This is a genomic window from Mycobacterium sp. (assembly GCF_049802695.1).
Lineage (GTDB): Bacteria > Actinomycetota > Actinomycetes > Mycobacteriales > Mycobacteriaceae > Mycobacterium.
Map to the genome: position 1 here is coordinate 1 of NZ_JBARMY010000254.1, position 8350 is coordinate 8350.

Genomic DNA, 8350 nt, shown 5'->3' on the forward strand with positions numbered 1-8350 from the left:
CCGAAGCGGTGCGGCAGGCCGCTCGGCGCTTCGCCGAACCGGGCTACCGCGCGCTCGCGTCGCCTGCATAGCGGGCGAACGATGAGCTACGGCGTCAAGTGGGGCGGCTAGCGGTCGCGGCTCGGCGTGGTGCGTGTCAGCCACCCCGGCAGCGCCGGATCTTCAGCGCACTCTTACCGACGACAACAACGTTGTACCGTTGCCCATAAAGGCCTTTCGACTTAGGAGCGATGTTGGCTACTCCCGGCAGCGACCCCGTGAATCGGGGGCGCGTAGCTCGGCTGTTTCACATCCGCCGCCGTCCCCGCGGCGCTCGACCACGTATGAAGGCCAGGTACCCCGGTCGTTTGAGGTAGACCGGAGGCCTAGCCGCCGCCGTCGTCTCCTGGCAGAAGTCGCTCCGGGTGGTGGTAGAGGTTAGTGCGGGGTTGGCCGCGGTCGAGGTGGGGTGGTGGGATCCAGTCGGTGTCGCCGTTGGGTCGTTTGCGGGTGGTCCAGCCGCCGGGTTTGATGAGGCGGTGGTGGGTGCCGCAGGCGAAGGTCAGCTCGTCGATGTCGGTTCGGCCGCAGTGGGCCCACTCGCGAACGTGGTGGACGTCGCACAGGTAGCCGGGCACATCGCAGCCGGGATGCGAGCAGCCGCGGTCGTGGGCGTAGAGCACGATCCGTTGGCCGGGGGAGGCCAGCCGTTTGGTGTGATACAGCCCGAGCGCGCGGCCCCGGTCGAAGATCGCCAAATAGAGATGAGCGTGGCGGGCCATGGCGATCACATCACTCATCGGCAACAGGGTGCCGCCACCGGTGAGCGCCCTGCCGGCCCCCGACTCAAGCTCTTTTAGCGTGGTGGACACGATGATGCTGGCCGGTAATCCATTGTGCTGGCCCAGCTGGCCGGAGGCTAACAGAGCGCGCGCCGCGGTGTGCAGCGCGTCGTGGTTGCGTTGGGCCGGGGTGCGAGTGTCGTTCTGAATCGCCTGTGCTGACGGTGTGCCGTCGACCACCGGCTGGGGGTCGTAAGGGTTGGCCATGCCGGGGGCAGCCAGCTTGGCCAGTATGGCTTCTAGGGCGGCCCGCGCCGCGGGGGTCAAATGGCCACGCAGCGAGGACATGCCGTCGGTGTCCTGTTTGCCTACGGTCAGGCCGCGGCGACGGGCGCGGTCTTCGTCGCTGAACTGGCCGTCGGGGTTGAGGCAGTCGGCGAGTTTGTCAGCCAGTTTGGCCAGCTGGTCGGGCCGGTGCCGGGCACCCAGCTCGGCGAGCTTCGCTTCGGCGCATTGGCGGGTGTCGGCGTCGATCCAGCACGGCAGGTCGCGTAAGAATCCGCGTATTACGTTGACGTGCGCTGCGCCAATAGTTCCGGCGCGCTGCCCGGCCGCGGTGGCCGACAACCGCGGCGGCAGCGGTTCTCCGGTCAGTGCGGTGCGCTCGCCGAGGTCCTGGGCTTCCTCGATGCGCCGGTTGGCGTCACTACGGGTGATGCGCAACCGGTCGGCCAACACGTGGGAGAGCTTGCCGCCGATCTCAGCCGCGCTGGCCTGCTCGCGCACGCCGTTGAGCAACGCGTGCCGCGCCACCGGCAGCCGGCGGCAGTCGTGTTCGAGGCGCTCCAACATGGCCAGCCGTTCCGGTGTGGTCAGCGCCTCGAACGACAAGTCAGCGACACTGGAAACGGCGTCGCGCAACGCGTCGAACGCGGCGACGACCTCCTCACGACTGCTGACTGCCATACCCGAAGACTATCGGCGACCACCGACAGGAAACCCCTGAAACCACAGTGACACAAGTGATTCGGGTATCCGCCGCCGGGCATCGACTACGGCGTCAACACTATCGAGCCCACCGTCTGACGCCCTTGCAAGTCGCGGTGTGCCTGGGCGGCGTCGGCTAGCGGATAACGTTCGCTCACAGTGACTTTCACCGCGTTCGCGGCGATCGCGTCGAACAATTCCCCGGCACGCCAAGTGAACTCGTACTCGGTGCGGGTGAAATCACCAAGCTTCGGCCGGGTCAGGTACACCGAGCCCGCGGCGTTGAGCCGCTGCGGATCCAGTGGCGGCACCGGTCCGCTGGCCGCCCCGAACAACACCAACGTCCCACGCACGGCCAGACTCGCCAGGCTGGCGTCGAACGTGCTGGCCCCGACGCCGTCGTACACGGCGGCCACGCCGTCGCCGTCGGTCAACTCACGGATCCGCGCACCGAACGCCCCCGCGTCGTCGCCGGGATAGTCCAAGACTTCAGCGGCGCCGGCCTGCCGCGACAACTCCGCCTTGGCCGGTGTGGACACCGTGGTGATCACCCTGGCGCCCAGACTCGACGCCCACTGCGTCAGGATCAGACCGACACCACCGGCACCCGCGTGAACCAACACGGCGTCACCCGGCTGCACCGGATAGACCGACTTGATCAGGTAATGGGCGGTTGTGCCCTTCAACAGCGCCGAGGCCGCCACGTCGAAATCGACGGCGTCCGGTAACTTTGCCGTGAACCGAGCTGGCGCAGTGGACAACTCGGCGTAGGCACCGGCAGCCGATGCGGTGGCCACCCGATCGCCCACCCGAAGGTTCGTCACACCGTCGCCGGCCTCGGCCACCGTGCCGGCGACTTCGCTGCCCAAAATGAACGGCAACTCCGCTCGATAGTGGCCGGCCCGGAAATAGGTGTCGATGTAGTTGACACCGATTGCTTCTGCCTTGATCGACACTTCACCATCGCCCGGGGCGGGCTTTGGCTTGTCGACATACTGCAAGACATCCGGCCCGCCGGTTCGGGCCACCTCTATCGCATGCATGCTGACTATCATCCGCAGTCGTGGTGTTGCTATGAAGTTGGCCCGGCCTGACATTCGTCATCCCCGCATCGTGCTGGCCGAGAGATCCGGTGCAGACGCGGAACACTACGTCGCTAGCGGCGACGATGAGGGCCTAGTTGGCGCGCTGCGCGGCCGCGGCTTGCCTGCGCATTGGACGGCCTGGGACGACCCTGACACTGCCCGTGCTGACTTGGTGATTCTGCGTTCTGCCGGTGACGATTCGATGCTGGGGGACCGACGCGACGAATTTCTGGCCTGGACCAGGGGAGTGCCCAACCTGCTCAACGGGCCTGACGTCATCGCCTGGAACGCCGATGAGCAGCATTTGGCGGATCTGACGAGGGCCGGCGTCCCGATGCGTTCGGGGACACCAGGTGAAACGCCGACGGCGCTGATCTTCGTCGCCGGGACGCAGTCGCACGCTTTCACCGGTGAAGCGCCGGTCGAAGCGGACTTCGGGCTCTGGGACGTGGGCTATTCCGCGCTGGACGCGGCCGCCGATCGGGTGGGTATCAGCCCCACCGAATTGCTCTACGCCCGCGTCGACGTGACCGGCGGACCGGGTGACGCCCACCTGGTCGACGTCGACCTGATCGCGCCCGCCCTGGGCTGGCACGTACTCGACACCGCCGCCCGGAACACTGCGCAGCGACAGTTCGCGCTGGGGGTGGAGTCAGCTCTGGAGCGGCTGGGGCTCGGCCCGCTCTCGCATCGACGCCCATAGCGCCGCGGTGGCCGCGGTGCATAGCGCGGCACCCGCGACATGGAAGGCGACCAGCGCCGCCGGCACACCGGTGAAGAACTGCACCGTCCCCAGCAGGCCCTGCCCGAACACCAGCACCAGCAGCACAGCCAGGCGCCGCAATACCGGTCGCGGTGCGTGCACCGCCAGCAACCCGAACCCCAGCCCCACCAACAGCGCCAGGTAGGCCACCACCAGCGATGAGTGCAAGTGCACCAGCGTGGTGATCTCGACTTTCAGCCGCGGCACGGTGTGCGTCGTGCTGCGGTCACCGGCGTGCGGACCGGCCGCGGTCACCAACGTCCCGGCGACCAGCACCGCGGCCAGGGTGAGCGCACTGAGCGCGGTGAGGCCGCGCAGCGGCGCGACCACCCGGTGACGGACCACCGCGTCCCTGTCCGTATCGGGCTCGCCGACCTTGACGAACAGCAGCACCGCCAGCCACACCATCGTCATGGAAGCCAGCAGGTGGATGGACACCGTCCACCACAGCAGGCCGGTGAGCACGGTGACGCCGCCGATCACTGCTTGCACGACCGTCGACGCGGGCATCAACCAGGCGTAAAGGAGCACCTCGGGGCGACGGCGGGCCCGGGTGACGGCCAGTACCGCCAGGATGGCAGTGATGACGACAGCCAGCGTGATCATGCGGTTGCCGAATTCCACCGCCTGGTGGATACGGGGCACCTCGGAGACGGCGACGGGGGTGAAGCTGCCCGGGAAACACTGCGGCCAGGTCGGGCAGCCCAGTCCCGACGCGGTGACGCGGACGATCGCGCCGGTCACCGCGATGCCGCCCTGTGATAGGACCACCAGGGCTGCGATGATGCGCTGCAGGCGCAGGCTGGGCGACGGCAGCAGATTCACCAACCGGAGCAGCACTCGCCCGCTCGGACTGAAGCGCCGCTCCTCCTCATCGCTTCGCTCTGCATCGTCGCCGGCGTGCCTCGCCGTCGTGGTCACATCCTGATCCTAGGCGACGGTGAACTACACGACGTAGTAGTTGTCCGCGGCGTCAGGTGAAGCGGAACCAACGCAGCGCCGCCAGCGCCGCCAGCGCGCCGTAGACGGCCAGCACGACGATGCCGAACAAGTCCACCGAAACACTGATCGACCGCGACAGCGCTTCGGTCAGCGCCCCGGACGGGGTCAACCGGGCAACCCACCGCAGCGTCGGCGGAACCGCGTCGGTGCCCAGCGTCAACGCACCGAACCCGGCGAAAACGAACCACAGCAGGTTGGCGACGGCCAGGACGATCTCGGCGCGCAGTGTCCCGCCGAGCAGCAGGCCCAGGGCGGCGAACCCGGCGGTGCCCAGCGCGATGATCAACGCGCCCAGTCCCAGACCGGCGAGTTCTGGACGCCAGCCCAGCGCGAAGCCGATGGCGCCCAGGATCATCGCTTGCAGGAACACCACCGCGACGACGGCCACCGACTTGCCGGCGATGATTCCCCAGACCGGCAGGGCGGTGGCGCCAAGCCGTTTCAGTGCGCCGTAGCGGCGATCGAACGCGACCGCGATGGCCTGACCGGTGAAGGCGGTCGACACCACTGCCAGCGCCATGATCACCGGAACGAAAGTGGCCGCCCGATTAGGGCCGAACGAGCCCAGCGGCAGCAGCGTCAGCCCGATCAGCAGCGTGATCGGGATGAACATCGTCAGTAGCAACTGCTCGCCATTGCGCAGCAGCAGCTTCAATTCCAGTTCCGTCTGCGCGACCAGCATGCGCGCCACGGTGTTCGGTCGCGGATCCGGCGCGAAAGTCCCGGCCGGAAACAGCTGGGTGCTCACTGCCGTAACCCCCGGCCCGTCAAATCGAGGAACACGTCTTCCAGGCTGCGCTGCTCCACCCGCATGTCGGTGGCCAGCACATCGATCCCGGCAAACCAGGCGGTCACCCTGGCGACCACCTGCGGGTCGATCGGGCCTTCCACCAGGTACTCACCGGCGGCCACCTCGGTGGCTTTGTATTCCTGCGGCAGCGCGGACATCAACGATGACAGGTCCAGCTGCGGCGGGGCGCTGAAACGCAGTTGGTCCTTGGCGCCGCTGCGCATCAGTTCGGCGGGTGTTCCGGACGCGACGGCGGCGCCCCGGTCGATGATGACCACCCGGTCAGCGAGTTCTTCGGCTTCCTTGAGCTGATGTGTGGTCAGCAGCACGGTCACGCCGTCACGGCGCAACGCGTCGATCAGCTCCCACACCAGCACCCGGGCGTGGGCGTCCATACCCGCGGTCGGTTCGTCGAGAAAGACCAGCTCCGGACGGCCGACCAGTGCACAGGCCAGCGCGAGCCGCTGCTGCTGCCCGCCGGACAGCCGTCGGTAAGTGGTGCGCGCCGCGTCGGTCAGGCCCAGCGTGTCCAGCAACCACTGCGGATCCAGCGGATTGGCGGCATAGGACGCCACCAGGTTGAGCATCTCTGCGGCGCGCGCCGCGGGATAACCGCCGCCACCCTGCAACATCACCCCGATACGTTCCCGCAACCGCGCGTTGTCAGCGATCGGGTCCAGCCCCAGCACCTCGATAGTGCCGGCGTCCGGACGCACGAAGCCCTCGCACATTTCCACCGTCGTGGTCTTGCCGGCGCCGTTGGGGCCGAGCAGGGCCAACACCTCCGCGGCGTGCACGTCGAGGTCGAGGTCGGCGACCGCGGTCGTGGAGCCGTAGTGCTTATGCACCCCCCGCAACCGCACCGGGACGTCGGAAACCGCAGTCGAGCTCACGAATAATCAGCGTAGGCGTCCGGTACGGCCGTCGGCGGCGCCGCCGCCGTGGTTGGCGCCACATCATGGGCCGCCGCTTCGCCGAGCAGTTGACGTTCCTCGCCGAACAGCCGGCGCCACGGCAGCCGCGTCGAGGTCAGCGCGATCAGGGCGATGACGATCAGTGTGCTGGCCAACGTGGCATCCAGGATCTGGAACAGCGCGAAGCGGTCACCGTTGGCGGTCGGGCCGAAGACACCGACCACGATCGTCACCAGGATGGCCGCCGCCCGGAAGCCGGGACGGGTCGCCCACGCGGCCAACGGGATGATGGCCCACAGCAGATACCAGGGTTGCACCACGGGAAACAGCAGCACGGTGATGCCCAGGGCGACGCCCAGGCCGCCGACCGGATGCAGCCGCCCGCGCAGCACCGCCAGCAGCAGCCACGCCACCATCACCGCGATGATCAGCACGCCGATGCCACGAGTGAGCGACAACACGGCGGTGGTGTGATCGCCCAGGCCGAGCAGGATGCCCACTTGACCGGTGCCCAGCGCAATCAGTGTCGGCGGGGACATCCAGCTGCGCACAACGTTGGCGGTGCCGAGCGTGAAAACCCAGCCGAAGCCCAGCCTGCTGGCCCAGCCAACGACCGCCATCACGGCTAACGACAGACCCGCCGTCGCCGCGCTGACCAGCAGGAAAGCCCGCAGGTTGCCGCCCAGGCGGCACGCCAGCGCCATCGCGACGAAACCCAGCGCCAGCAGTGAGGGCAGCTTCACCTGCGACGACAGTGTGATCAGAATCGTGCCGAACACCAACATGCCCAATGGTTTCCAGTCCGACTCCGGTCTTCCTTCCGGCCTCCTCTTCGGGCCTCGGGCCCGCATCGTCACCCGGGGTGGCCACTGCGGCACCAGTCGCGCCGATTCCCCGATATCCCCGACATTTAAGCCGCGCAGCGCGACCTCGGTGCCGGTCAGCATCAGGCCGAGCATCAGCGCCTCGTTGTGGATGCCGGCGACCAGATGCATGATCAGCAGCGGATTGGCCGCCCCGAGCCACAACGCGCTGACTTCCGCGACGCCGCACCGGCGCGCCAGTCGCGGGGTGGCCCACACGATCAAGCCGACACCGGCCAGCACCACCAGCCGGTGGCACAGCACGGCGGCGACGATGTTCTGGCCGGTCAGCGCGGAGATCCCGCGACCAATCCACAGAAACAGCGGACCGTAGGGCGCCGGGGTGTCGCGCCACAGGCTGGGCACCGACAGCGTGAACACGTGGCCCAAACCCAGCGCGCGGGCCGGACCGACCCGGTAGGGGTCCATCCCGAGCATGCAGATCTGACTCTGGGCCAGGTAGGAGTAGACGTCCTTGCTGTACATCGGCGGAGCCGGCAACAGCGGAAGGACCCACAGCAGCAGCGTGCGGTCCAGATCGCCGCGCGACATCCGCCGCTTGCCCAGGGCGAATCGGCCCAGGATCAGCCAGGCCAGCGCCATCATCACCGCACCCGTCGTTGTCATCGTCAGGGATACCGTCTGCACGCGCGAGGGCAGATTGAGCAAGCGGACCCCGAACGTCGGGTCCTGCACCACCGGCCGGGCCCCGGCGCCCAGCGCGCCGATGGCCATCAGTACCGTGCCGGTGGCTCCGAACAGCCGGGTGCGGCGCAGCGCGTCGAGTTCGGTGTCGTTGAGCGGTGAGCCCTCCGCCAGCTCGTCGCCGTGCAGCAGGGCGATGGACGAGCTCAACGTATGGTGGCGAGCAGCCATCAGAGCAGCGTAACCGGCGTGCGGACCGCCGCCCGCGTCAGCGCGAGAGCCGTACCGCTGCCTGCAACTGGACCGGGCGCCGGAATTGCGTAACATTGGTGTTGTGAAATTCCGGCCGGACGTGCAAAGCGCGGAAGCGGCGGCAGCTGCCGCGTCGGCGCAGGACGGCCACACCCGCAGCGCCGTCGTGCAGCTGTTGCTGGAATCCGGATCGATCACCGCCCGCCAGATCAGCGACCGGCTGGGCCTGTCGGCGGCCGGGGTGCGCCGGCATCTGGATGCGCTGATCGAAGCCGGCAAGGCCGAGTC

At 68.2% G+C, this 8350-nt stretch carries 8 protein-coding genes; 2 read left to right on the forward strand and 6 right to left on the reverse strand.

The annotated features are described in order from the left end of the window. Positions 1–365 precede the first annotated feature (365 nt). Both WA317_RS10415 and WA317_RS10420 read right to left on the reverse strand, forming a co-directional pair. Positions 366–1727: an HNH endonuclease signature motif containing protein gene (locus WA317_RS10415; RefSeq protein ID WP_425172956.1), complete on the reverse strand. Its 1362-nt coding sequence runs from the start codon at positions 1725–1727 to the stop codon at positions 366–368. Between the two features lie 86 nt (positions 1728–1813). Then, positions 1814–2791: a quinone oxidoreductase family protein gene (locus tag WA317_RS10420; RefSeq protein ID WP_425172957.1), complete on the reverse strand. Its 978-nt coding sequence runs from the start codon at positions 2789–2791 to the stop codon at positions 1814–1816. A 31-nt stretch (positions 2792–2822) separates the two neighbouring features. Here WA317_RS10420 and WA317_RS10425 point away from each other — a divergent pair, with 31 nt between their 5' ends. After that, positions 2823–3536 (forward strand): hypothetical protein, encoded by a 714-nt coding sequence (locus WA317_RS10425; protein ID WP_425172958.1) that lies wholly within the window; start codon positions 2823–2825, stop codon positions 3534–3536. Here the strand turns inward: WA317_RS10425 and WA317_RS10430 are convergent. The 4 genes from WA317_RS10430 to mptB all read right to left on the reverse strand — a co-directional run bounded on the left by WA317_RS10430 (position 3486) and on the right by mptB (position 8041). Further along, positions 3486–4424, reverse strand: coding sequence for a COX15/CtaA family protein (locus WA317_RS10430; protein WP_425172962.1), 939 nt, complete (start codon positions 4422–4424; stop codon positions 3486–3488). The two genes, WA317_RS10425 and WA317_RS10430, sit on opposite strands and share 51 nt — an antisense overlap. A gap of 145 nt (positions 4425–4569) precedes the next feature. Then, positions 4570–5346, reverse strand: coding sequence for an ABC transporter permease (locus WA317_RS10435; protein WP_425172959.1), 777 nt, complete (start codon positions 5344–5346; stop codon positions 4570–4572). Beyond that, positions 5343–6281: an ABC transporter ATP-binding protein gene (locus tag WA317_RS10440; protein ID WP_425172960.1), complete on the reverse strand. Its 939-nt coding sequence runs from the start codon at positions 6279–6281 to the stop codon at positions 5343–5345. The genes WA317_RS10435 and WA317_RS10440 overlap by 4 nt, the downstream gene beginning before the upstream one ends. Beyond that, positions 6278–8041: a polyprenol phosphomannose-dependent alpha 1,6 mannosyltransferase MptB gene (gene mptB / locus WA317_RS10445; protein ID WP_425172961.1), complete on the reverse strand. Its 1764-nt coding sequence runs from the start codon at positions 8039–8041 to the stop codon at positions 6278–6280. The genes WA317_RS10440 and mptB overlap by 4 nt, the downstream gene beginning before the upstream one ends. Before the next feature lie 94 nt (positions 8042–8135). Here mptB and WA317_RS10450 point away from each other — a divergent pair. Further along, positions 8136–8350, forward strand: a 215-nt coding sequence (locus WA317_RS10450) for a winged helix-turn-helix transcriptional regulator (RefSeq protein ID WP_425172963.1), incomplete at its 3' end; no start/stop codon positions are given.

What these genes read in the sequence shown, in the direction of transcription:
- WA317_RS10415 (WP_425172956.1), bottom strand. Translation starts at nt 1,727, where the DNA reads ATGGCAGTCAGCAGTCGTGAGGAGGTCGTCGCCGCGTTCGACGCGTTG.
- WA317_RS10420 (WP_425172957.1), bottom strand. Translation starts at nt 2,791, where the DNA reads ATGCATGCGATAGAGGTGGCCCGAACCGGCGGGCCGGATGTCTTGCAG.
- WA317_RS10425 (WP_425172958.1), top strand. Translation starts at nt 2,823, where the DNA reads ATGAAGTTGGCCCGGCCTGACATTCGTCATCCCCGCATCGTGCTGGCC.
- mptB (WP_425172961.1), bottom strand. Translation starts at nt 8,041, where the DNA reads ATGGCTGCTCGCCACCATACGTTGAGCTCGTCCATCGCCCTGCTGCAC.